21 protein-coding genes and 1 riboswitch are annotated in these 23,157 nt (G+C 38.7%); of the genes, 10 read left to right on the plus strand and 11 right to left on the minus strand.

All coding sequences use genetic code 11. From position 1 onward, the window contains the following. Window positions 1-57: 57 nt before the first annotated feature. Window positions 58-154: riboswitch (cyclic di-GMP riboswitch) on the plus strand. 58 nt (window positions 155-212) lie between these two features. Together ABD005_RS07960 and ABD005_RS07965 are read left to right on the plus strand one after the other, a co-directional pair. Beyond that, window positions 213-572: a DUF3718 domain-containing protein gene (locus ABD005_RS07960; protein ID WP_252738924.1), complete on the plus strand. Its 360-nt coding sequence runs from the start codon at window positions 213-215 to the stop codon at window positions 570-572. Window positions 573-729: 157 nt separating this feature from the next. Further along, window positions 730-1,881, plus strand: a complete 1,152-nt coding sequence (locus ABD005_RS07965) for a patatin-like phospholipase family protein (protein ID WP_215980548.1) — start codon at window positions 730-732, stop codon at window positions 1,879-1,881. Window positions 1,882-1,917: 36 nt separating this feature from the next. Here the strand turns inward: ABD005_RS07965 and ABD005_RS07970 are convergent, their stop codons facing one another. Beyond that, entirely contained in the window at window positions 1,918-3,885 is a 1,968-nt protein-coding gene (locus tag ABD005_RS07970; protein WP_343816822.1) for a monovalent cation:proton antiporter family protein, read from the minus strand. Between the two features lie 397 nt (window positions 3,886-4,282). On the opposite strand from ABD005_RS07970, the gene ABD005_RS07975 reads away from it, so the two are divergent. Then, window positions 4,283-5,200 carry a GGDEF domain-containing protein gene (locus ABD005_RS07975; RefSeq protein ID WP_343816824.1) on the plus strand — a complete coding sequence of 306 codons (918 nt, stop codon included), beginning with the start codon at window positions 4,283-4,285 and terminating at the stop codon, window positions 5,198-5,200. A gap of 156 nt (window positions 5,201-5,356) precedes the next feature. Here ABD005_RS07975 and ABD005_RS07980 read toward each other — a convergent pair whose 3' ends face one another. Next, window positions 5,357-6,007, minus strand: coding sequence for a hypothetical protein (locus ABD005_RS07980; RefSeq protein ID WP_343816826.1), 651 nt, complete (start codon window positions 6,005-6,007; stop codon window positions 5,357-5,359). 10 nt (window positions 6,008-6,017) lie between these two features. Continuing rightward, window positions 6,018-7,358 (minus strand): DEAD/DEAH box helicase, encoded by a 1,341-nt coding sequence (locus ABD005_RS07985; protein ID WP_343816828.1) that lies wholly within the window; start codon window positions 7,356-7,358, stop codon window positions 6,018-6,020. A gap of 301 nt (window positions 7,359-7,659) precedes the next feature. On the opposite strand from ABD005_RS07985, the gene ABD005_RS07990 reads away from it, so the two are divergent. Next, the gene (locus tag ABD005_RS07990) at window positions 7,660-8,730 is read left to right on the plus strand and encodes an ABC transporter substrate-binding protein (RefSeq protein WP_343817177.1); all 1,071 of its coding nucleotides are present in this window, start codon (window positions 7,660-7,662) and stop codon (window positions 8,728-8,730) included. 16 nt (window positions 8,731-8,746) lie between these two features. Here ABD005_RS07990 and ABD005_RS07995 read toward each other — a convergent pair whose 3' ends face one another. The 7 genes from ABD005_RS07995 to rnm form a co-directional block, all read right to left on the minus strand. Continuing rightward, complete coding sequence (locus tag ABD005_RS07995; protein ID WP_343816830.1) at window positions 8,747-9,265, minus strand: YcgN family cysteine cluster protein; 519 nt, start codon at window positions 9,263-9,265, stop codon at window positions 8,747-8,749. 114 nt (window positions 9,266-9,379) lie between these two features. Then, window positions 9,380-10,435, minus strand: coding sequence for a lytic murein transglycosylase (locus tag ABD005_RS08000; protein ID WP_343816832.1), 1,056 nt, complete (start codon window positions 10,433-10,435; stop codon window positions 9,380-9,382). Between the two features lie 2 nt (window positions 10,436-10,437). Then, entirely contained in the window at window positions 10,438-10,734 is a 297-nt protein-coding gene (locus ABD005_RS08005; RefSeq protein ID WP_215980556.1) for a YcgL domain-containing protein, read from the minus strand. Window positions 10,735-10,973: 239 nt separating this feature from the next. Further along, window positions 10,974-12,116: a ribonuclease D gene (rnd, locus tag ABD005_RS08010; protein WP_343816834.1), complete on the minus strand. Its 1,143-nt coding sequence runs from the start codon at window positions 12,114-12,116 to the stop codon at window positions 10,974-10,976. A gap of 42 nt (window positions 12,117-12,158) precedes the next feature. Continuing rightward, window positions 12,159-13,253 (minus strand): 23S rRNA pseudouridine(2605) synthase RluB, encoded by a 1,095-nt coding sequence (rluB, locus tag ABD005_RS08015; RefSeq protein ID WP_343816835.1) that lies wholly within the window; start codon window positions 13,251-13,253, stop codon window positions 12,159-12,161. A gap of 120 nt (window positions 13,254-13,373) precedes the next feature. Next, window positions 13,374-13,994, minus strand: coding sequence for an L-threonylcarbamoyladenylate synthase (locus ABD005_RS08020; RefSeq protein ID WP_215980558.1), 621 nt, complete (start codon window positions 13,992-13,994; stop codon window positions 13,374-13,376). A 73-nt stretch (window positions 13,995-14,067) separates the two neighbouring features. After that, window positions 14,068-14,973: an RNase RNM gene (gene rnm / locus ABD005_RS08025; protein ID WP_215980559.1), complete on the minus strand. Its 906-nt coding sequence runs from the start codon at window positions 14,971-14,973 to the stop codon at window positions 14,068-14,070. A 369-nt stretch (window positions 14,974-15,342) separates the two neighbouring features. Between rnm and ABD005_RS08030 the strand changes: the two genes are divergently transcribed. From ABD005_RS08030 to trpA, 6 genes are read left to right on the plus strand one after another with little or no spacing between them, the layout of a single operon-like run. Continuing rightward, window positions 15,343-17,028 carry an anthranilate synthase component 1 gene (locus tag ABD005_RS08030; protein ID WP_343816837.1) on the plus strand — a complete coding sequence of 562 codons (1,686 nt, stop codon included), beginning with the start codon at window positions 15,343-15,345 and terminating at the stop codon, window positions 17,026-17,028. Beyond that, entirely contained in the window at window positions 17,021-17,680 is a 660-nt protein-coding gene (locus ABD005_RS08035; RefSeq protein WP_343816839.1) for an aminodeoxychorismate/anthranilate synthase component II, read from the plus strand. Before ABD005_RS08030 ends, ABD005_RS08035 begins: the two co-directional genes overlap by 8 nt. Beyond that, window positions 17,667-18,716 (plus strand): anthranilate phosphoribosyltransferase, encoded by a 1,050-nt coding sequence (trpD, locus tag ABD005_RS08040; protein ID WP_343816841.1) that lies wholly within the window; start codon window positions 17,667-17,669, stop codon window positions 18,714-18,716. Before ABD005_RS08035 ends, trpD begins: the two co-directional genes overlap by 14 nt. A gap of 4 nt (window positions 18,717-18,720) precedes the next feature. Further along, on the plus strand, window positions 18,721-20,136 hold the full coding sequence (gene trpCF, locus ABD005_RS08045; protein ID WP_215980563.1) for a bifunctional indole-3-glycerol-phosphate synthase TrpC/phosphoribosylanthranilate isomerase TrpF: 1,416 nt from the start codon (window positions 18,721-18,723) through the stop codon (window positions 20,134-20,136). A gap of 1 nt (window position 20,137) precedes the next feature. Beyond that, window positions 20,138-21,400 carry a tryptophan synthase subunit beta gene (gene trpB / locus ABD005_RS08050; RefSeq protein ID WP_343816843.1) on the plus strand — a complete coding sequence of 421 codons (1,263 nt, stop codon included), beginning with the start codon at window positions 20,138-20,140 and terminating at the stop codon, window positions 21,398-21,400. After that, a complete protein-coding gene (gene trpA, locus ABD005_RS08055; RefSeq protein WP_215980565.1) occupies window positions 21,400-22,248 on the plus strand; it encodes a tryptophan synthase subunit alpha in 849 nt (282 codons plus the stop codon). The genes trpB and trpA overlap by 1 nt, the downstream gene beginning before the upstream one ends. Window positions 22,249-22,372: 124 nt before the next feature. Here the strand turns inward: trpA and ABD005_RS08060 are convergent, their stop codons facing one another. Continuing rightward, the gene (locus ABD005_RS08060) at window positions 22,373-22,732 is read right to left on the minus strand and encodes a hypothetical protein (protein WP_343816846.1); all 360 of its coding nucleotides are present in this window, start codon (window positions 22,730-22,732) and stop codon (window positions 22,373-22,375) included. Between the last annotated feature and the right edge of the window lie 425 nt (window positions 22,733-23,157).

The following is a 23,157-nucleotide window of genomic DNA, read 5'->3' on the forward strand; positions in this document are numbered from 1 at the left end:
GAGCTAAGTATCCGCTAAACTTGCATTTTCGGCAAAATTTAGTGATACTTAACTTCGACAAAGAAAAGGCAAGGCTCGCGAAAACGTGCTACGCAAAACCACCGGTCTAAGGGTTTAGTAATACTGCTAAGCCTATGACAGCGGAGTTACCTCGTTAAGGGTACATCCTGTGGTTTTTTCTTTTATTAACTCAATTATTTAAGGTTATTAAAATGAAAAAATTATTACTAGCTTCAACCATTACAGCTTTAACATTAACGTTTACATTTAACGCACCAACAGCTCAGGCTGCTAATATAGCTCAAAGCTTATGCGACTATGTCGCTGCTGATGACAAAAAACGTATGCGTTCTTTTTTAAAGTCTCATAAATTAAAAATACGTAGTATTTTTGATGGCGTTCAATGTAATGGCCAGAACTTGTTAGAATTTGCAGCAACGTCAGGCTCAGTAGAGACTGGCTCTTTGATGATTTCAAAATTACCAAAGAAAGTTGTATCAGCTAATTTAGCGCTTATTCAAACAGGATCACAACCGTTGATCGATGCTGCTAACGATCGTGTTAGTAGCTAAAAATTATTTCAAGTAAACGTTAATGTTTTGTAGTAACAAAGTATAAGAATGTTTCACTGGTAAATAATTCTATGTCACTTAAAAAGCCAGCATTTGCTGGCTTTTTTTTATCTACAACTTACAATGAAGTTAGGTAGTGTTAATAATAAAATAATCGATGAGTAGTAAACGAAATAAAAACCATAGTCAACATGCTCTAGTATTAACTGGCGGTGGTGCACGCGCTGCTTATCAAGTCGGTGTATTATCTGCTATCGCTAAATTTGTGCCTCGTAATCATCCAAGTCCCTTCCCCATTCTTTGTGGAACATCAGCCGGAGCAATCAACTCAACAGCACTTGCTTGTTATACCTCATGCTTTCAATTGGGGGTTAAAAAGCTTGAATGGGTTTGGAAAAACTTTAATATTTCCCAAGTTTATCACTGTGATCCAACAAGGGTTTATGGTCACATTGCTTATGGCATGCTGGCTAGCTTTCAGGCGGATTACGCAAATAAATCATCACACAGTTTATTAAATAACGCACCATTAAGACACTTACTTAATCGCTTGATCGACTTTAGGAGAATTGATAGAAATATACTTCAAGGAACATTATCTGCATTATCAGTTACGGCATCTAGCTATAGTAACGGCGATTCTATTAGCTTTTATCAAGGAAAGGATAATATACAGCCTTGGTCGCGTGTGAAACGAAAAGGTGAAAAAAGCCAATTAAACACTGAACATTTAATGGCTTCGGCCGCTATTCCTATGGTATTTCCATCAGTAAAAATTAAAAACCAATATTTTGGTGACGGGTCTGTACATCAACTTTCACCGTTAAGCCCTGCAATACATTTAGGCGCTAAACGATTATTTATTATTGGCGTCGAACAACCAAAAGAACTAATACACCCTAATGAAAACAACCCTCACCCACCAACAGGTGCAACAGTAGCAGGGCACTTACTCGACTCTATATTTTCTGACACTATGAGTAGCGACCTTGAAAGAATGTCGAGAATTAATGCAACCTTACAACTCATTCCTCAAGAAGTGCGCGCTAAAAATGAAGGGTTGCAGCATATTGACAGTTTTGTCGTCAACCCAAGTCATAATTTTAACGCAATTGCTAGCGACTATTATCAAGATTTACCGCTCTCGATTCGGTTACTACTAAGAAGCTCAGGTATTAAGAGTGAGTCTGACTCAAGTATTATGAGTTATTTACTCTTTGATAAAAATTTTTGTAGTGAGCTGATTAAACTTGGTTTTGAGGATGCAATGCAAAAAGAAAGTTCTATACGAGCATTCCTTGACCTTTAGAATTTTATCACCAATAAAATCATACACCTATTGTGCTTAATGACCTTTTTGAATAAAACGTTCTACTTGCTCTATGCTTTTAGGCTTACCGCGCACAATCAGTGTATCTTGGGCTTGTAAAATGGTATGGCTTTCAGACATTTCAATTTCTTTATTTTCTCGGCGTAAACTTACAACATGGATATTTTGGGCTGATAAGTTAAGTGCCTCAATAGACTGCCCTTGCGCAAAGGAGTCTTCGTTAATTAGAATTGCATGAGCAAATTCAACCCTATCTATGACAGCTGAACTCATATCTGTTTGTTCGCCTTGAAAAAAGCCATGAAGGTGATTGTAATGATTTTTGCGCTCGTGCTGTACTCGGCGCATAATACGAGAAAAAGGCACACCCGTTAACGAAAGTACTTGTGAAACTAACATCAAACTACCTTCTAAGCTTTCGGGCACCACTTCATTAGCGCCAGCAGCTTGTAGTATATTAAGTTGATCATCATTACGTGTTCTGACCAGAATAGGGACATCTGCTGACATAGACCTTATTTTTTGTACTACCTCTAAAGATTGCTTGTCTTCACCAAAAGCAATCACTACTAACTTAGCTTTGGTCAAGTGGGCGGCATTAAGTATTTCGCTTTGTCGAGAGGAGCCAAATAATACTTTCTCACCCGCCTCTCGCGCTTTTCTTGTTCTAAGTGGGTCTATGTCAATAGCGACAAAATCAATGTTATCTTGTTTTAAAAAACGACTAACCGTTTGCCCTACACGACCAAAACCACAAATAACCACGTGATTTTCAAGGCTAAAATGCTCAGGCAGCTGTATTAAGTCTTCAGTATCGGGTGACTTTTCTTGGCTTAAAAATAATGACCAAGCGCGTGCATTATTTATCATATAAGGTGTAATAGCCATACTCAGTACGCCAGCACCTAATAACATCGACGCTTCACGTAATGATAAAATTTGGCTTTGATCGGCTAAGGCAATAAGTACAAAGCCAAACTCCCCCATTTGAGCGAGTATTAAACCCGACGCCCAAGCATCTTTAGCGGACTCTCCTGCCCTCATTGCTAAGAACTTAATAATCAATATTTTAATTAGCATAAAGCTAATAATTAGCCCTAATAAACTCAGCGGTGAAGAGAGTAATAATCCAACATCAAGTTTCATCCCAACGGTAATGAAAAATAGTCCGAGTAAAATATCGCGATACGGCCTTATATCAGCCTCAAGTTGATGTTTATATTCACTCTCACCTAGCATCATTCCTGCTAAAAAAGCCCCCAAAGCCATAGATAAGCCAAACCATTGAGTAAAAGCCGCAGCTAATAAAGTGACCAACAGGGTCGTTAATACAAACAACTCATCGGTTCTCACCTGCGCAATAATATTAAATACTTTAGGTAGTAACCATTTACCGATAAGTAAAAGTAGCGCTACGACAAAAACACCTTTAACCATGGCAAGCAATAACGCCCACACCATAGAGCCCTGACTATCAAGCGCCAACATAGGAATAATAATTAATAACGGAACAACAGCAACATCTTGAAAAAGTAAAACCGCAACAGAGAGCTGCCCTGACTTACGCTGCATTGCGCCACTTTCACTAAGCTGCCTAATAACAATCGCAGTTGATGATAATGTTAATACACTAGCTACCACAAAAGCGCCCGCAAAACTCAACCCAAAGAACAGCCCAGCAAGAATAAAAACAATTAACGATAGGACAACTTGTAAACTACCAACAGATAGCACTATATGTCGCATAGCGATTAGGCGGGGTAATGAAAATTCAAGACCAAGGGTAAACAACAAAAAGACAATACCGAGCTCAGCAAAATGTTCATAACTTTTCTGATCATTAACAATATTAAAACCATATTGGCCCACTAACATACCAGCAACCAAATATGCGAGAATAGCTGGCAGCTTTAAGCGGCGAAATAGCCAGACCACAAAAACGGCACAAGTTAAAATAGCTAAAATATCAAAATATCCGCTCACGTATTATCCTTTCGTTATATTGTAAAAATGTTCATCCGTAGAGCTATACGCGTAATAAATAGTAGTTATAGGCATAAAATAACCTATGGCAAACTATTGCCGCTTACTACTTACTAATAATTTGACGTTAGTACAAACCCAATAACATCTTAATATTGTAGTCTATAGCTTCAGGTACATACTAAATTTTAGCTCACAAACAAAATTACTTTTCAATGACTTAAGTTATCACACACAAGCCACATCTAAATTATTCTTTTAGCTTTAGCTTATATTTTAAAATTGGCTTAAAGCTTGCTTGGTTACAACTATTAACTCAATACGTCAGATTATTAACACCATTATAAATACCTTGGCGTTACCCTGACGAATAAAAGCTGAACCCAGAGGTATATGCATGCAGACTTTAAATGTATTGGATAATAGGTTTTCATCATTTTCAACATTAAGTACATCACCAGCCGATGAGCTAGCAGCTAAACAAACATATGAAGCGCTTTTTAGTGCTGATCGTACTTTATCGTTAGTTGAATTATTTAATACCACATTAGACTTAGCGTCATTACTCAATAATTTCTCTATTGAAGCTACTCGCTATTTAGATTTCAGTGGTTTGTTTTTTAAAAGTTACTCCGTAAACATAGCATTAGATGGCAGTAAAAAGGCTAAGTATGAACATCGTTTTGATTTAAAAATTAGTGACACATATATTGGCACCTTAACTTATGCCATTAATACACCGATGAGCCTTATTAACATTCAAATACTAGACAAACTACATCAATGTTTGTCTTATCCATTAAAGAATGCAATTAGCTATTACGACGCCATTCAATTAGCGATGCAAGATGCACTAACAGGCTTAGGCAACCGTCGCTATTTTGATGAGCAACTCAAACGTGCTATGCACAATGCAAATCGCCATCATAGTGTGGTTGGTTTAGTGTTAGGTGATTTAAACAAGTTTAAAGCCATTAATGATAATTATGGCCATGCCGTAGGCGATCAAGTACTGATTGAGTTCTCAAACATTTTACGTTTATGTATCCGTGACTCAGATAGCTTATTTCGCTTTGGTGGTGATGAGTTTGCGATATTGATTGAAAATGCTAATGAAAGTGCAATCAACCTTATTGAGCACAGAGTAAGTAATGCACTACATGAGAATATATTGTTAAGTAAATACAATTTGGGGTGCAGCTTAGGCGCAACCTTAATGAATAGAGCGGATAGTGAACAAAGTATATTTGCGCGCGCTGACAGAGCGTTATATAGAAAGAAAGCTTATACCGCACAACACTTAAGTGTGATCTAGCTTATTGATGTATAAACTATTCGTAAATAATGACACCCGTTAAAATAAGATTATTCACGAACTAGTTATAAAACTTAAAATATTAAATATTAAATATTAAATATTAGGAAAAAAGCGGCTAGAGAAATATTTATTAAGCCAAGTTCAGGCTAAATACTAACTCAATTGCTTAAAAGCAACTTGCCGTTCAGTTGCAGAAGCATTGACGAGTAAGCGACAAAAGCGCACCGTTTGCGCAAAATAGCGCGGTGTAATATCACCTTTTGATAATTTATATAGCACCGCACTGAAGTAATGCCGATCAATGAAAAATGTTTTTGCGTAATGCTTAATAGCATAATCTAAAGAAGGGTAAACCACATCATCAAAAGTAAACGTTAAAGTAGGCTCACTGTCATAATATTCAACTCCGTCAATCACTAGCGGCCAGCTTTGATAATTAACTCTACCTCTGGCGACTTCGTAAACAAACCAAGCACTACGAGCAAAGCCTGCAAAATTCCCATGCTCAAACTCACTGGTAGCTAACTCTTCTTCCGTCCAATTAATGCCGATGGCTAAGTGTTTATTGTACCTAACCATTAGGCTACTTTTAACAAAATGATTAACTTGCCAAATAGAGTGTACCGCCGCGCTTTTGGCTATTTTATTACACTCATCACAGCTAGGAACCGATAATAAAACGTGCGGGCAATTAAAAGCAGAGCGCTCTCCATCAGGGAAAGTAAACTCCCCTGAGTTAGGCTCACCACAAAACCAGCAACAATGTCTTTTATCAAAAGGGGTTTCTGTTATTACTGGCATCATAGTAGAAGACTTAACGTTTTTTCTTTATTTTATTATTGTATTTAGTGGCACTTGCTCCACGACCTTGTCCTTTTTTCTTCAATTCTTTTTTCGCTATACCTTGATTTTTTTCTTGAGTAGCACGGTATCTATTTTTACTCTCTTTTTTTACCGTTGCTTGCTGATATTCATCAGCTTCTGTGCGGTTAAACTCATAACCAGGCACAATAATACGTTCAAACTTGCGCTCTATAAGTAACTCAATATTTTCTAAGAAGCGTTCATCTTTAGGGCTAACTAGCGAAATAGCGGTACCAGATTTACCTGCTCGGCCTGTACGGCCAACACGGTGCACATAATCCTCGGCTAAAAATGGTAGGTGGAAATTAACCACATAAGCTAAATCATCAATATCTAAACCGCGAGCAGCAACATCAGTTGCAACCAATACTCTCACTTGACCTTCTTTAAACTGCTCTAATGCTTTATTACGCGCACCTTGTGTTTTATCACCATGGCACAACGCCGCTTTAATGCCATCAAGCTTTAGCTCTTTAGCTAAGGTGTTAGCACTTTCTTTAGTTCCTGCAAAAACTAATACTTGCTGCCAATTGTTCACGCCAATAAGTTCAGATAATAATTCACGTTTTCTTGCTTCGCTTACCCAATAAACGGCCTGCTTAATTTTACCTGAAGTGGTATTTTGTTTAGCAACACTAATTGTTTTAGGTGTTACTAATAACTGGTTAGCGAGTGATTTTACACGTTCAGAAAATGTTGCAGAGAACATTAATGTTTGATGCTTATGTTTAATTGCCACCATTAGCTTTTCAATATCCGTTAAAAAGCCCATATCGAGCATTCTATCGGCTTCATCGAGTACTAAAAATTTCACTTGTGATAAGTCAACATTACGTAATGTTAAATGCTCTAACAAACGACCTGGCGTGGCAATTAATACATCGAGCCCTTGCTTAAGCATGTTAGTTTGCGAGGCCATTCTGCCGCCGCCATAAATAACGCCACTTCTAATTGGAAGGAACTGACTAAAGGTTTTAACATTTTCGGCAATTTGATTAGCAAGTTCGCGTGTAGGCGTTAAAATTAACGCACGAATAGCTTGCCCTGACGCGACTTTATCATTTTCAGTAGCTGCGCTATTTGCCGCATTATTGGCTTTAGCTATTTCATCTAGAATAGGCAAACTAAAAGCGGCTGTTTTGCCTGTTCCCGTTTGGGCGCTCGCTAAAACATCAACACCTTGACGAATAACAGGAATAGCTTGTTGCTGTATCGGGGTTAAATTTTTATAACCACATGCTTTTACTGCTTTTAATAAATTAGCCGACAAGCCAATTGCATCAACACTCATAAATCACCTAAGTTCAAAAATCAAAGCTACAATAGTGAAGCTTAATATGGCGGCGATTATAATATAAATAGTAACGTTAGTCTTATAATCCTCATCATTATCGTGAACATTACCGCTATATATTCAACTTATGATGAGTATTCTGATTTTAATGATAATTCACTTGCATGTTTCGCCTAGGCTTATACACTTAGATTATCTAATTATATGTATATACAGCTTTTATTATATTTTATCGTGATTATGTTGAGTCGTTAAAGGAAGTACGTTGTTCAAATCATCTATTATATTATCAATAATAATGTGCTTTAGTACTACGGTGCTGGCCAACACTAAAGTTAAGCTTGGCATGTCTAATGCCACAGCTGGCCCTGTTGCATCCTTAGGAGCCGAGTTATACCTTGGCTCTCAAACCTATTTTGAACAACTCAACTTACAAGGCGGTATTAATGGGAAACAGGTTGAGTTACTTAGCTTAAATGATAATTATGAGCCTAAATTAACGGTAATTAATACTAGGACTTTCATAGAACAAGAACAAATATTTGCTTTATTTGGTTACGTTGGTACACCAACATCCTATGCCATTTTCCCAATATTAAAAAAAACCGGTATACCTTACCTGATGCCATTTACTGGTGCTGACTTTTTACGCCGCCCAATTCAAGAAAACATTTTTAATTTAAGAGCAAGTTACCTACAGGAAGCACAAACCCAAATAGACTATTTAATCAATAAAAAGCGTTATAAAAACATTGCTTTAGTAATACAAGCTGACGAGTTTGGTTTAGCTGCTCAACGAGCTTTAAACAAAGAATTGAGTCGCTACAATATAACGCCTGTTGTGAATGCTCGTTACCAGCGAAATACTCGAGATATGAGTCATGTTATTAAAAAACTACAAACAAAACCTATTGATGCGGTTATTTTTATTGGTACTTACGAGCCCTTTAGTCACTTAATCAACACTGCCGCTCAAGAAAAAATTGACGTACTGTTTACCAGCCTATCGTTTATAGCCAGTCACGAAGTATACTCTCGGCTCAAATATAATAGCCGTGTGATGATAACGGAGGTTTTCCCCGATCCAAGTGAATGTCGGTGGACTATCTGTCAAAGGTTTAAAAATGATATGACAAAAGCGGGAGTAAATAAATTAAATAGAGTGCAGCTAGAAGGTTATATAAATGCCCATGTATTTTCCGAGGTTGCAAAACGTTGCGAACAAGAATTAAGTCATGCATGTTTAATAAAACAGTTTGAGCAATACTCCTTTAAAGACAAAGATTTAGACATTAAATTTAGTGATAACAATCACCAGGGCTTACAAAAAATATACTTATCTTTTAGCCCTGGAGCATTATTACCATAGTTAATTTATAAATAAGTTAGTCAATATCATCAAGCGGCCAAGTCACAATGTGATTCTCATAATCTTCAAGTCTCACTTCATCGTCTTTTAGAATTTTACCGCGTACCGACATGCCCGCTTTATGCATGGCAGATTTTTTACCTTTATGTAACAGTGGGTGCCATGATGGAATATCTCGCCCTTCTTGCAAACGACGATAAGTACAACTGGGTGGCATTAGTAATACCGCTTCAATATTTTTGGGTGTTAACCGAATACATTCAGGCACTAATTCTGTTCGTGCTTCATACTTAGAGCACTGACAAGTCTTTTCATTAAGCAACTGACATGCAATGTTTGAATAATATACTTGCTCACCTTCATTAATATGATCTGTCGATAATAATTCGTTTTCATCTTCAGCGCTTTCATCATCAATAAATTTGTTTAAACAGCATTTGCCACAGCCGTCACATAATGACTCCCATTCACTCTTGGTCATTTCTTTTAATGATTTTTGCTGCCAAAAAGGTTGCTCTGCTTGGGTATTAGTCATGATATTAGTTCAAGTTATATTCGACAAAAGATAGTACGAGAGCCTAATGATCTGAGTAGATAAAATTCAGACATAAAAAAAGGCATCGCTCCAGGATGCCTTTATTATAACAGTTTACTGAACGGGCGGGAACTTGATACGATCAGATAAAAGCCCAACAGAGCTAACAAAATAATATGATAAATTCCAATGCATTAAGCTCTTATAGTTATCATAAGCTAAGTACACTCGACCATTTTCATCATCAGGAAAAACCAATGCAGCTTTAATATCAACATGTGGTAAGTTAGTACCATCAACACGGCGTATTCCTAATGCCTGCCACTCACTCAAGGTTTTTTCACTGTCACCCCAAGCTTTTAACCAGTTTTTACGACTACCGGTATTTCTAGGAATAGCTAACGATGTGTCAAAGTTTTCTGGCAATTTAACTTGTCGACCCCAAGTTAGCTCATCATTCCAACCTTCTTTTTGTAAGTAATTGGCCATTGACGCAAATATATCAGCTTGGTTTTGCCAAATATCTTTCTTTCCGTCACCGTCGCCATCAACCGCGTAACTTAAAAATGACGTAGGCATAAATTGGTTTTGTCCCATAGCACCAGCCCAAGAGCCTTTCATGTTATCAATATTAATATGTCCTTCATCAAGTATTGTTAATGCTGCCATAAGCTGCTTTTTAAAAAAGGTTTCGCGTCGCCCTTCATACGCTAATGTAGATAACGCTGAAATAACATTGTAACCGCCGGTATAACTACCAAAATTTGTTTCTAATCCCCATAAAGCAACAATAAATCGTGGCTGAACACTGTACTTTTCAGCAACATCATTAAGCAAGTCCTTATGTTGTTTATACAAAGTTCGTGCTTTATCAACTTTCCATTGCGGCACGCGCTTTGGTAAGTAAGTATCTAGGGTTTCTACTTTTTCAGGCTGGCTTCGGTCTGCCTTGACCGCTCGCTTATGAAACTTAACATCGGCAAAACTATTATTAACTAATGCTTCACTAAAACCTTGCTTAATCGCTTCATTTTTTAGTTCGGTAACATACAATGCAAAGCCCTCTTCTGTTAGCTCTTTTTTTTCAGCTAACGCTTGAGTCGACATGGCGCTGGTTGCTAAAACGAGTGCCGTTAAAGCTTGTTTTATTTTAGTTAGGTTAAATCGCATCATCATTCCTTAGTGCTTAATTCATTTTGAGCTGTCATTTGCGCTTTATGTGTTTTTAGTAAATCTTCCTTCGGTGGTGGAAGTTGCAAATAATATCCTTGCTCGTTAAGACTACTTTTTACTTTCTCTAAGTCAGCCAGCGCTAATTTCTTCTTAGTGGCCAAGTTAGTTAAGGTGACTAAATGTGGTGTGCCAAAAGTAATCATGAGCGCTTCTGGCACACTAGAGAAGTCATCTCGTGACTTAACATAAAGGTAAGTTTGATCTTTTTTGGGGCTTTTATAAATTGCACATAGCATAATGGAGACCTATATCGGATAAGTAAGTTAACGAGATAAATATATCACGAGCATCTGTTTATGTTCAGTGCTTATCGTAAATATATTTCAGCCTAATAGAGTCTACGTTAAGCAGAGTGAATTTATTAGGTGGAATATGTAATTTAACTGTTATGTTGCTCGAGTGTTTCGACGAATGTTTCGCATACATTATTTAACCTGAACCAGGTTTAAAAGATATTTAGCAAAATTGTCGCTTACTAGACGTTAAACTGGTTATTCGCAAAGTTAATCAGCACTTCACCCACTAACGCTTTACGCCAGCCACTAAGCAATTCCACAGTGGACTCTAGCTCTTGAGCACGGTTTAGGTTGAAATGCCATGTTAAAAACTGATTTATTTGCTTTTTAGAGGCTAAGCACTCAAGCGGAATATGATGTAATTCACTTTGCTGGGTAATAAAGGTTTTAACTTTCTTAAAAATTTGTTTGTAACCGGGGTAGTCATCTAAACGCTTTATTTTTTCTGGGTATGAATTAACGTCACTGTGCTCGGCTTGTTTTAACACAGCCAACATAGCCTTACCTTGATGGCGTACATCAAGTACTTCAGCCCCTTCAATTTTTTGCATCGCTTGCAAACTATCAGGGTTACTTTGTGCCACGGCCATTAACGTTGTGTCTTTCACCACAAAACCTAACGGTAAGTCACGACTTTTGGCTTGTTGATAGCGCCACTGACAAAGAAACTTTAAGGTATTAAGTTGTTTGGTATTTAAACGCCAGTTCATTTTCATATTAAGATAAAGCTGGCTATCATCAATAGGCGTGAATTTCTTCTCAATTAAAGATTGCGTTTCTTGTTGGGCTATTTCTACATAACCCGCTTGCGTTAACGCTGCCAATAACTTGGGGTATAAGGCAAACAAGTGCTCAACATCTGCGCCAGCATAAGATAACTGCTTTGCTGTTAAGGGTCTTTTGGTCCAATCGGTTCGTGATTCTGATTTATCAAGTTCAAGATCAAGGAAGTGTTTAACCATAGCAGCATAGCCCATAGATAGACCATGCCCTAAAAATGACATCATAATTTGGCTATCAATCAAGTTAACCGGTTTACAGTTACCTGAGGTTAAAAACACTTCTAAATCTTCAGATCCAGCATGGAGCACTTTAGTTATTTTTTCATTACGCATTAATTGCCAAAATGGTGATAAATCGGCGATTGCGATCGGGTCTATCAAAGCAACCACATTACCATCAGATACTTGTAACAGTCCTAGCTTAGCGTACAAAGTCCGTGTACGAACAAACTCAGTATCAACAGCAAGCAATGGAGCCGCTGATAGTTGTTCACATAATTCATTTAATTCGCGTTGGTTTTCAATTAACTGATAAGGCATGTAATAGTATTTCTAATGGTAATAATGAGAATTAACAAAGTGCTATTTATGGCGACGACGAGTACTTTGACTTTGTCTTTGTTGATGCTTTTTAACTGAGCGACGAATACGACGACTTTTAGCGTTATCCATCGCTTTTTCGTCAACTTTTACCTTACTTTGTGTTTCAGGCGTTAAGTTAACCAGCTTACGATAATAGTTTACATCTTTTAAGCCAAGCTCTTTCCAACCACCTAAAGGCAGTTGACGTTGCATTTCCATGTCGCCATAACGGACACGAATTAATCGGCTAACCTGTACTTCTTGGCTCTCCCATAAACGACGTACTTCGCGGTTACGTCCTTCAGATAACACTACATGAAACCAGTGATTACGGCCTTCACCACCACGGTAGGTGATTTTTTGAAAACGTGCAGGACCATCATCTAAAGTAACACCTGTTCGTAAGGTTTGTAACATCGCTTCGTTAATTTCCCCAAACACACGTACAGCGTATTCACGCTCTACTTTTTGAGATGGGTGCATTAAACGGTTTGCCAATTCACCATCGGTAGTAAATAACAGCATACCCGAGGTGTTAATATCTAAACGGCCAACCGCAACCCAGCGCCCAGTTTCTAATGGTGGCAGACGATCAAAAACCGTAGGTCGACCTTCAGGGTCTTTACGCGTACACATTTCACCTTCAGGTTTGTTGTAAATAAGTACGCGACAAATATCATCACTTTGTGCCGTTAGTTTTACTAAGTGACCATCAATTCTTATTTGCTCTGTACCTTTGATACGATCGCCTAGAAACGCTGATTTACCGTCAACACTGACACGGCCTTCGGTTATCATTGTTTCTAATTCACGACGTGAGCCTTTACCGGCTCGAGCGAGGACTTTTTGAATTTTTTCTGAATCGGTGTTTGAAGCCGTTTGAAAGTTTACCTTAACTGGCTTTGGCGCAACTTTTTTACCTTGTTGGCCACTTTTTCCCACTAACTTTTTAGCCGCGCCTTTAACAGTACCTTTTTTAGCGGTAGTGTTTTTATCACTGCCGCGTTTGCCGTACTTGTTATCAGCAGCGTTGTTTTTATCTGCTTTATTTTTACTTGCGTTATCTTTATTTGCTTTTTGCTTATCAACAGCCATGCTATTTTCTCGATTACGTCAGTAGTGGCTCCCTTGAAGCTTACTTCTGACTCATTTATTGGTGTATTGCTAATCACTCACCTTAATGAGCGAAAAACGCAATACGATAGTTGAATAAGGTTATTCAAACGGCGACGGATCACCCTCACCAACTCGAATAATTTCAATATCGTCATTAGAAAAATCTATGACTGTAGTTGGGTGCTCACCTAAATGACCACCATCAATAATTAAATCAACACTGTGTTCTAATAAATCTCGTATTTGCTCAGGATCAAACTCAGCCATAGTTTGGCCTGGCATAATTAAACTGGTAGACATTATAGGCTCTGCCAGTTCACTCAACAAGGCTTGTGCAATGGTATTATTAGGAACTCGAATACCTATGGTTTTCTTTTTTGGGTTTAACAAGCGCTTAGGTACTTCTTTGCTACCTTTAAAAATAAAGGTATAAGCTCCAGGAGTATTGTTTTTAAGTAACCTAAAAGCACTATTATCAACACGCGTATATTCTGAGATTTGTGATAAGTCTTTGCAGACTAGAGTAAAGTTATGCTCTTTATCGATATCTCGAATACGACAAAGTCGCTCTAGTGCTTTTTTATCACCTAAGTGACAGCCAAGTGCATAGCCAGAATCGGTAGGATAAACCACCACGCCCCCCTGATTAATGATCTCTGCGGCTTGCTTCATTAAGCGCCCTTGCGGATTATCAGGATGTACATAAAAAAATTGACTCATGATAGTTTCCTTTTCTTTTTAATGATAATTAGCGCGAATACTGCTTTCATATTATTTATCGGTAAAATTAACATTAATGCCATAGCGCCCAAATAGGTTTAGCACCCACTGGCATAGTTAAATTGCGCCCTAAATCACTCCACTTACTTGGGTAATGAAAATCAGAGCCCATCGATGCGTATAAATTGTATTCTAAACAATATTCTAGCATTTTTTTTCGCTGTTCAGGTGACATCTGTGGTAAAACCACCTCTAAGCCATCACCATTGGCATGGGTAAAGTCAACAATTAAGCGCCTGAGCCACTTAGCCGATAAATCATAACGTATGGGATGCGCCATCACCGCAGTACCGCCTGCGGCATGAATAACACGCACCGCCTCTTCAATACTACACCAGTTAGGTTTAACGTAAGCTCGCTGTCCCTTAGAGCCTTTTTTACCAATATACTTGTCAAATGCCTGTTGCATATTACTAACATGGCCTTGCTGATAAAGCACCTTAGCAAAGTGTGCGCGAGTAATAGAGCCTTTGCCTGCCAATGCTTTAGCATCATCATAAATGTTAGGAAAGCCACATTTTGCGAGTTTTTCACCCATAGTGGTCGCACGTAACTCACGAGCCGCTTGTTGGTCGCTAATTAATTGTGTGAGTTCGTTGTTGCTTTTATCGATATTCAAACCAACAATGTGAATTTCAAACCCTTGCCACGCGGTAGATATTTCAATACCGTGGATGAGTTTTAGTGGAACATTTTTTTCTGCAATATAATTATCAGCTATATCAAGTGCAGCTACCGTATCGTGATCGGTAATCGCTAGCACATCAATTTGATAGTTCTGTGCCCTATCTATTAAGCTCTGTGGCGACAATCCGCCATCTGAGCAATTAGTGTGGCTATGTAAATCAATACGTTTATGCGCATAGCCTTGGGTTTCAATGATCAAATGTGGGAAATCAATGGTTGACAGTAGCGCCATAATATTGTCTTCTATAGGAATTAAAGCTTATCTAGATGATTCTAGGCAGTACCTATAAGTTTACTGATAAGTGCATTATAAAGATACAAGCAAAAGGTTATTCTTAGATGAAAACAGCAATTAAAATGACAACATGGTGGTGGCATAACTCAACATAATACGGGTTGTGATAATTGCGTGTATCTATAAATAAGATAAAACACATTACCAAAAAACCCGCCCTATTAGCGGGTTTTTTACTTTTTAGCATTAGCGATAACAATACGAGAAAAACAATGAACAAAACAAAAACATGGTTTATTTGGTGGCTTTTGCCAATTTATGCAGGATGACAACGCCCCAATTTACATAATTTAGAAGAAAAATATCATGAATATAGAAACCATTACCGATAGCGCACGCTATCAAAGTGATCCACTGAGTGTTTATCAATTATTATGTCACAACAAAGATCATAATATTTTACTCGAGTCAGCTGAAATAGATAAAAAGCATTTACTAAAGAGCTTATTATTAACCGATGCCGCCGTAAAAATAGTTTGTCATGGTAATACTGTGACCTTCTCAGCACTTTCTTTAAACGGTCAAGTTGCCATTGCTTTTGCCGAGCAACAATTACAAGCTTATGGCGATGCAATTCTTAAGAATCACTTATCAAATAACAAACAAACGTTAACTGTTACCTTTGCAGCTGTACCTAACGAGTTAGATGAAAAAGAGCGCTTAAACGCGGTCAACTCATTACACAGTTTACGCCTCTTTAATCAATGCATTACTGCCCAAAGCCACCCTTTCGCTGTATTTCTTGGTGGCGCTTTTGCTTTTGATTTAATGGCAATTGCTGAAGACTTACCAGAGGTTAACGAGGGCGAAAATACTTGCCCAGACTTTGTTTATTATTTAGCCGAAACGTTAGTGGTTATAGATCATGAAAAACAAAGTACTGAAGTAATCGGTAATATTTTTAGCCAACAGCCGTCAAATAGCGAGTCAGCTAACAGCAGCGACTTAAACCAGCAATGCGAACAACAAATTAAAACCCGTTTAGCACAAATAACTGCGGCCTTAAGCCATGATATTTCAACAGAGCAAGTAAAATCTCTGAACGTATTGATTAATCAAGTTGTTGATGAAAACACGACAGTACCTGAGTTAACCGTTGATATTAGTGATGATGCTTATTGTCAAATTGTTGAAAAACTCAAAGAAAACATCCGCGCCGGTGATATTTTTCAAGTAGTGCCCTCTCGCACTTTTACTTTACCTTGTTATAACCCGATTGCCGCTTATCAAGCGTTAAAGTTAAGTAACCCAAGCCCTTACATGTTCTACCTTAAAGACAGTGATTTTTGTATTTTTGGTGCATCGCCAGAGTCGGCCATAAAGTACCAATCAAGCAACCGACAAGTTGAAATTTACCCAATTGCAGGTACACGTTCACGTGGCTTTGATAGCCAAGGCAATATCTCTTTAGACTTAGATAGCCGTATTGAATTAGAACTACGCCAAGATAAAAAAGAATCCGCTGAGCACATTATGCTTGTTGATTTAGCACGTAATGACATTGCCCGAGTATCGCAGCCTGGTACGCGCTATGTTGCCGATTTATTAAAAGTAGACCGTTATTCTCATGTTATGCATTTGGTGTCTCGTGTTTGTGGTACTTTGCAAACAGAGCTTGACGCATTGCACGCATACCAAGCCTGTATGAATATGGGCACATTATCTGGCGCACCTAAAGTTAAAGCCACGTCATTAATACGCGAAGTGGAAGGCAAACGACGCGGCAGTTATGGCGGCGCTGTAGGTTACCTTACCGGCACTGGTGAAATGGATACCTGTATTGTTATTCGTTCTGCGTTTGTTAAAAATAATATGGCGCAAGTACAAGCTGGCGCTGGCGTTGTTTATGACTCAGACCCTATCAGCGAAGCGAATGAAACCAGACAAAAAGCACAAGCGGTACTTAACGCCATTAAGTTAGCCAACCAAGAAAGTGTTGCTAGCTCAAAAAATACCACGACGACCCCTACTAAGGAGCATGCTCATGACTAAGCTTTTCATGCTCGATAACCTTGACTCGTTCACGTATAACTTAGTTGATGAATTTCATTGTTTAGGTTTCGAGCTTAACGTTTATCGCAATACCCTAAGCGCAGATTTCATTTACCATAAAATGCTAGAACATACTAAAAACACCGGTGAGCCCGTAATGTTAGTGTTATCTCCAGGCCCTGGAGAGCCTAAAAACGCTGGTTGTTTAATGGCGCTTATTGCTTTATGTGCAGGTAAAATACCCATGCTAGGTATTTGTTTAGGTCACCAAGCCCTAATCGAACATTACGGCGGTAGAGTTGATCGCGCTGAGGAAATTGTTCATGGCAAAGCCTCAAATATTGAACATAGTGCAAGTGGCGCCTTTAAAGGAATTCAAAACCCATTACCGGTTGCCCGTTACCATTCACTGGTTGGTAAAGAAATCCCTACCAGCTTAAATGTTATTGCTCACTATCAAGATATGTGTATGGCAATTAGTAATGAAGATGACGCCGTGTTAGCGTTTCAGTTTCACCCTGAGTCTATTCTTACCACCTTTGGTAGTACACTTTTAGCACAAAGCATTGAACATTTATTAGCTTTGCAAAGCACGCTTAACAGCCCCTTTTTAACTAAAACGAATAACGAGGTAGCTCATGGCTCAGCATAACCTACTTGCGGCTTTAGTCGATGGTCAAAATTTAACGCAAGCACAAACTACTGCTTTTTTTGAGCAAGTGCTCCAAGGAAATATTGAACCCGCCTTACTGGCCAGTGTATTAACAGCGCTAAAAATAAAAGGTGAAGTACCTGCTGAAATTGCCGGCGCTGCAATGGCAATTAGAGAGGCTGCTACTTCTTTTCCAAACCGGGATAGCAATATTACCGTAGCTGACTGTGTTGGTACTGGTGGTGATGGCGCTAACACTATTAACATTTCAACTACCGCCGCTATTTTAGCTGCCGCCTGTGGCATTAAAGTCGCAAAGCACGGTAATAGAAGTGTTTCAAGTATGTCTGGCTCTGCCGACTTGCTTGAAGCGTTTGGTGTAAACCTAAACATGAGTCCTGAAACAGCCAATAGCTGTTTAACCGAAACCAACTTATGTTTTTTATATGCTCCCGCTTATCATTCTGGCTTTAAATATGCCGCGCCAGTGCGTAAAAGCATGGGAATTCGTACCCTATTTAATATTTTAGGACCGTTAGTTAACCCGTCTAAGCCTGATATTATGTTACTCGGTGTTTACACGCCTGAGTTATTAGAGCCTATCGCGCAAGCACTTTTATTAACCGGCGTTAAACGTGCCTTTGTTGTTTATGGTAGTGGTTTAGATGAAATAGCTTTACACGGTGAGACTCAAGCTATTGAAATAAAAGCAGGTGGATTAATTCATCGCCGTTTTTCTCCTGATGATTTTGGTTTAGCACAATACTCATTGGAAGATATCAAAGGTGGCAGTCCACAAGAGAACGCCCAAACAATTAAAGCCATTTTATCGGGACAAGGAGAAGCCGCCCATAATGCTGCGGTAATTATCAACTGTGCCGCTTTACTCTACTTACACGATAAAGCCGACTCTTTAGCTGCTGCAGCACAATTAGCAAGCAATGTTTTAGCGTCAGGCCAAGGTTTAAATACATTAATGGCAATGGTTAACTTATCAAATTCAGCCCAATCTCAAGTGACCGAGGGAGCGAAATAAGCACATGGCAAATATTTTAGAAAAAATAGTACTAGACAAGCGTATTGAAATTGACGCTTTAAAAAAAGCAAAGCCGTTAGCCAGCTTTATAGATGCGCTTCAACCAACAACCAAAGATATGTATGCGGCGCTTAAACGTACACCAGAAAAACCTGAAGCGGGGTTTATTTTAGAGTGTAAAAAAGCATCACCATCAAAAGGGCTTATTCGTCCTGATTTTGATGTGAAGTCTATTTGCCAAACTTATGATAAATACGCCGCGGCTATTTCAGTATTAACCGATGAGAAGTATTTTCAAGGTAACTTTGATTATTTAGCCTTAGTGACCCAAACCGTTACTTGCCCCGTACTAAATAAAGACTTTTTCATTGACCCTTATCAGGTTTATTTAGCCCGACATTACGGCGCTGATGCTGTATTACTGATGTTAAGTGTGTTGTCTGATGAAGAATATACCACGCTCGCTAATGTAGCAGCGCAATATAATTTAGCAGTACTGACTGAAATATCGAATGAAGAAGAACGAGACCGTGCTATTGCCTTAGGCGCTAAAATGATTGGTATTAACAACCGTGATTTACGTGACTTAAGTACCGATATTAGCCGCACCTTCGACTTTGCGCCAACCCTACCTGATGAATGCATTATTATTTCAGAATCAGGTATTTATAATAATGCGCAAGTGCGAGAACTTGCTCCTGCGGTTGATGGATTTTTAGTGGGCAGCTCGTTAATGGCAATGGATAACAACCCATTTAACGACATTGACTTAGCTTGTCGAAAACTCATTTTTGGTAATAACAAAGTATGTGGTCTCACTAATATCACTGATATTGAAAATGTTGCTAATGCAGGCGCACGTTATGGCGGATTAATTTTTGCTGAAAAATCACCCCGTGCCATTAACAAAGCACAAGCATTAGCCATTATTGACGCCAAACCACAACTTGAATATGTGGGTATATTTGTGAATCACGAACCAAGTGAGATCATTGATTTAGCTCAAAGCCTAAATTTAAGCGCTGTTCAACTACACGGTAGTGAAGATGAACATTATATCGCAGCATTACGAACCGCTTTAAATGACAATAACTGCCAATTATGTGAAATATGGCAAGCAAGCGCTGTAACCTCTGATGTGCCCACGCTAAACGCGACCGTTCCTCATCATGTGTTAGACGGTAAAAGCCCAGGTAGCGGACAAGCGTTTGACTGGCAAGTGTTAGCACAAAGTACACAAGACTTATCTACCAGTTTATTAGCCGGTGGATTAAATAGCGATAATATTGACTTAGCTCTAGCTCAGTTAACACATTTAGATTTATTTGGCCTAGATATCAACTCAGGTGTTGAAACTAGTCCTGGCGTAAAATCAAACGAAAAACTACAACAAGTTTTTTCGCGCATAAGGAATTATTAAGATGACTCAAGAAACCCAAAGCACAGGTGCAACTAGCACTATTCCTAAAGAAACCCTACCCGCCTATTTTGGTGAGTTTGGCGGCATGTATGTGGGTGAACTATTAGTACCGGCATTAGAGCAACTTGAACAAGCATTTATTGAATCGCAAACTGACGAAGAGTTTTTAACCGAGTTCAATAACTTACTCACTAAATACGCTGGTCGCCCAACACCATTAACCTGTTGTCGTAATATTGTTAAAAACCCTTTAGCAAAAATCTATTTAAAACGTGAAGATTTATTACACGGTGGTGCACACAAAACTAACCAAGTATTAGGTCAAGCCCTATTAGCAAAACGCATGGGAAAAACAGAAATCATTGCTGAAACGGGTGCTGGTCAACATGGTGTTGCAACCGCAATTGCCTGCTCGTTATTAGGGCTAAAATGTAAAGTGTATATGGGCGCTGTTGATTGCGAGCGTCAACAACCTAATGTATTTCGAATGAAGTTAATGGGCGCTGAAGTTATTCCTGTAACTGCAGGCTCTGGTACTTTAAAAGATGCCGTTAATGAAGCACTACGTGATTGGTCTGCCAATTACGAAAAAGCGCATTACTTACTCGGTACTGCAGCTGGCCCTCACCCGTTTCCAACCATAGTACGCGAGTTTCAAAAAATGATTGGCGAAGAAGCTAAAGTACAATTATTAGCAGAGGAAGGTCGCTTACCTGATTACGTTATTGCTGCGGTAGGCGGAGGCTCTAACGCTATTGGTATGTTCAATGACTTTATTCATGAAGAAGGAGTTAAGCTTATTGGCGTTGAAGCCGGTGGTAAAGGCATTAACACCAAAGAGCATGGCGCAACACTAGTTGCTGGCACTAAAGGTATGTTGCATGGTAATTACACTTACATTATGCAAGATAAGTACGGACAAATTGAAGAGTCTTACTCTATATCAGCTGGGCTTGATTACCCCGCAGTAGGCCCACAACATGCCTACTTAAAAGAAACCGGTCGAGCACAGTATGTGCCAATTAATGATGATGAAGCACTTGATGCATTTCAAGCATTAGCTAAAAGCGAAGGTATTATTCCTGCGCTAGAGTCATCTCACGCACTGGCTCAAGCATTAAAAATGGCAGAGCAAGCAACCACAGAAACTATTTACTTGGTTAACTTATCAGGGCGAGGCGATAAAGATTTAGCTCATGTGCATGCCATATTATCTCCTGAAACAGCAGAGCAAGGTGCCGTAAAACATAGAGGTGAAGCGTAATGAATAATTCAACACAACATAATGATGCCACTTGTCGCTATCAAGCATCGTTTTCAGCATTACGCGAAAAAAATGAAAAAGCGTTTATTCCTTTTGTTACCATTGGTGATCCTAATGCAGAGCAATCACTTGCGGTGATTAAAACCTTAATTGATGCCGGTGCTGATGCGCTTGAGCTAGGTATTCCTTTTTCAGACCCAAGTGCTGATGGCATAACAATACAAATGGCGGCATTACGTGCCTTAGGCGCTGGTATGAATACCGACGGCTGTATTGAAATAATTAAGCAAGTTAGAGCCTATGCACCACACATCCCTATTGGTTTACTATTGTATGGCAACCTTGTTTTTGCTCGTGGCATAGATAATTTTTATCGAGATATGAGTGAAGCAGGCGTTGACTCGGTTTTAATTGCCGACTTACCAATAAGAGAGAGCTTACCGTTTAGAAAAGCGGCACTAGCACACAATATTGCGCCTATTTTTATTGCCCCCCCCAATGCTAGTAGCGATACATTAAAAGAAGTCGCTTCTTTTTCACGTGGCTATACCTATGTGTTAAGCCGTGCTGGCGTAACAGGGGTTAATGTACAGTCAACACAAGCAGCACCTGCAGCCGATAACCTCATTGCTGCGTTAACACAATATCGCGCAGCACCACCTGTGATTGGTTTTGGGATATCAACTCCTGAGCAAGTTAAAGCCGCGCTCCTCGCTGGTGCTTCTGGTGCTATTAGCGGCTCAGCTGTGGTTAAAATAATTGAAGATAATTTACATGACAATCAACAGATGCTAACTCAACTACATAGTTTTGTCACAAACATGAAAGCAGCGACTAAAAGTAGTTAACCTGAATAGGGTTAGTTAATACTTTTTAAGCTCAGCAAAAAGGAGTCTTGGTACTCCTTTTTGCTATCTATACGTAAACCTACCAACGATTAATCGGCTAAATGTTTTTCCCAAAACTGATGCGCTATAGCACATTAATCAACCTAAACGTTAAGAACGTAATGACTAGTGTTAGTAAGGTGAAAACAAGCGCCAGTATATAATAACCTGCCCGCTGCAGCTTTATTTTATAGCGTTTAAAGCGTGAAGCTTGCTCACCCGTTAAATCAGGAAAATCATTAAATACAACCGTAATAGTATGAACAAGTAACAACCATAAACATAAAAGAAAGCTCAACACGGTATGAGTATCACCGATACTTTCACTTTTCAAAGCGGGTATAAATTGCGTAATTAAAAATACAATAAGTACCATTAGTAATAAATGAACTGATCGCAGGTATGGATGTAATTGTTGCGCTATTTTAGAGAAAAGTATCAACATAGTGTTATCACGGTAACATGGCCTAAAAACCAGAGCTTAGGTTAAGATATTTAATAACATACTAATATCAAAAGCACAGAAAAAACATAAAAAAAATGCGACTCAAAGAGTCGCATTTCTGTATCTAGCTTATATAGCGCATCCTGCACTTATATTTATATTCTCATTTCTTCCTTGAATACAATCCTTGTAGCTCCTTAAATATATATCCCTAAGTAAGTCATCCTAAACTTATGTCTTCCTGACCTTGATAATCCTTATCAAGCTACATCCTTGTTTAGCTTTCCCTATAGCGTCCTGCTATTAGACTTCATCCATAAAGTCTTCCTTTAAACCTGTCTCAGTTAGTTACCTAAATGAGTAAAGCATCCTGCTTTAGGTTTTCCTTAAGTTTACTATTCCGTAACATCCTTATTGCTTCGTCC

The sequence above is a fragment of the Colwellia asteriadis genome (genome assembly GCF_039523295.1).
Taxonomy (GTDB): Bacteria; Pseudomonadota; Gammaproteobacteria; order Enterobacterales; family Alteromonadaceae; genus Colwellia; species Colwellia asteriadis.

Coding starts and splice junctions, on each gene's coding strand:
- ABD005_RS07995 (WP_343816830.1), bottom strand. CDS start 9,265: ATGACTAATACCCAAGCAGAGCAACCTTTTTGGCAGCAAAAATCATTA.
- ABD005_RS07980 (WP_343816826.1), bottom strand. CDS start 6,007: ATGATGCCAGTAATAACAGAAACCCCTTTTGATAAAAGACATTGTTGC.
- ABD005_RS07960 (WP_252738924.1), top strand. CDS start 213: ATGAAAAAATTATTACTAGCTTCAACCATTACAGCTTTAACATTAACG.
- ABD005_RS08005 (WP_215980556.1), bottom strand. CDS start 10,734: ATGCTATGTGCAATTTATAAAAGCCCCAAAAAAGATCAAACTTACCTT.
- trpB (WP_343816843.1), top strand. CDS start 20,138: ATGACTCAAGAAACCCAAAGCACAGGTGCAACTAGCACTATTCCTAAA.
- ABD005_RS08030 (WP_343816837.1), top strand. CDS start 15,343: ATGAATATAGAAACCATTACCGATAGCGCACGCTATCAAAGTGATCCA.
- ABD005_RS07975 (WP_343816824.1), top strand. CDS start 4,283: ATGCAGACTTTAAATGTATTGGATAATAGGTTTTCATCATTTTCAACA.
- rluB (WP_343816835.1), bottom strand. CDS start 13,253: ATGGCTGTTGATAAGCAAAAAGCAAATAAAGATAACGCAAGTAAAAAT.
- trpCF (WP_215980563.1), top strand. CDS start 18,721: ATGGCAAATATTTTAGAAAAAATAGTACTAGACAAGCGTATTGAAATT.
- rnm (WP_215980559.1), bottom strand. CDS start 14,973: ATGGCGCTACTGTCAACCATTGATTTCCCACATTTGATCATTGAAACC.
- ABD005_RS08020 (WP_215980558.1), bottom strand. CDS start 13,994: ATGAGTCAATTTTTTTATGTACATCCTGATAATCCGCAAGGGCGCTTA.
- ABD005_RS08035 (WP_343816839.1), top strand. CDS start 17,021: ATGACTAAGCTTTTCATGCTCGATAACCTTGACTCGTTCACGTATAAC.
- trpD (WP_343816841.1), top strand. CDS start 17,667: ATGGCTCAGCATAACCTACTTGCGGCTTTAGTCGATGGTCAAAATTTA.
- ABD005_RS07965 (WP_215980548.1), top strand. CDS start 730: ATGAGTAGTAAACGAAATAAAAACCATAGTCAACATGCTCTAGTATTA.
- rnd (WP_343816834.1), bottom strand. CDS start 12,116: ATGCCTTATCAGTTAATTGAAAACCAACGCGAATTAAATGAATTATGT.
- ABD005_RS07985 (WP_343816828.1), bottom strand. CDS start 7,358: ATGAGTGTTGATGCAATTGGCTTGTCGGCTAATTTATTAAAAGCAGTA.
- ABD005_RS07990 (WP_343817177.1), top strand. CDS start 7,660: ATGTGCTTTAGTACTACGGTGCTGGCCAACACTAAAGTTAAGCTTGGC.
- ABD005_RS08000 (WP_343816832.1), bottom strand. CDS start 10,435: ATGCGATTTAACCTAACTAAAATAAAACAAGCTTTAACGGCACTCGTT.
- ABD005_RS08060 (WP_343816846.1), bottom strand. CDS start 22,732: ATGTTGATACTTTTCTCTAAAATAGCGCAACAATTACATCCATACCTG.
- trpA (WP_215980565.1), top strand. CDS start 21,400: ATGAATAATTCAACACAACATAATGATGCCACTTGTCGCTATCAAGCA.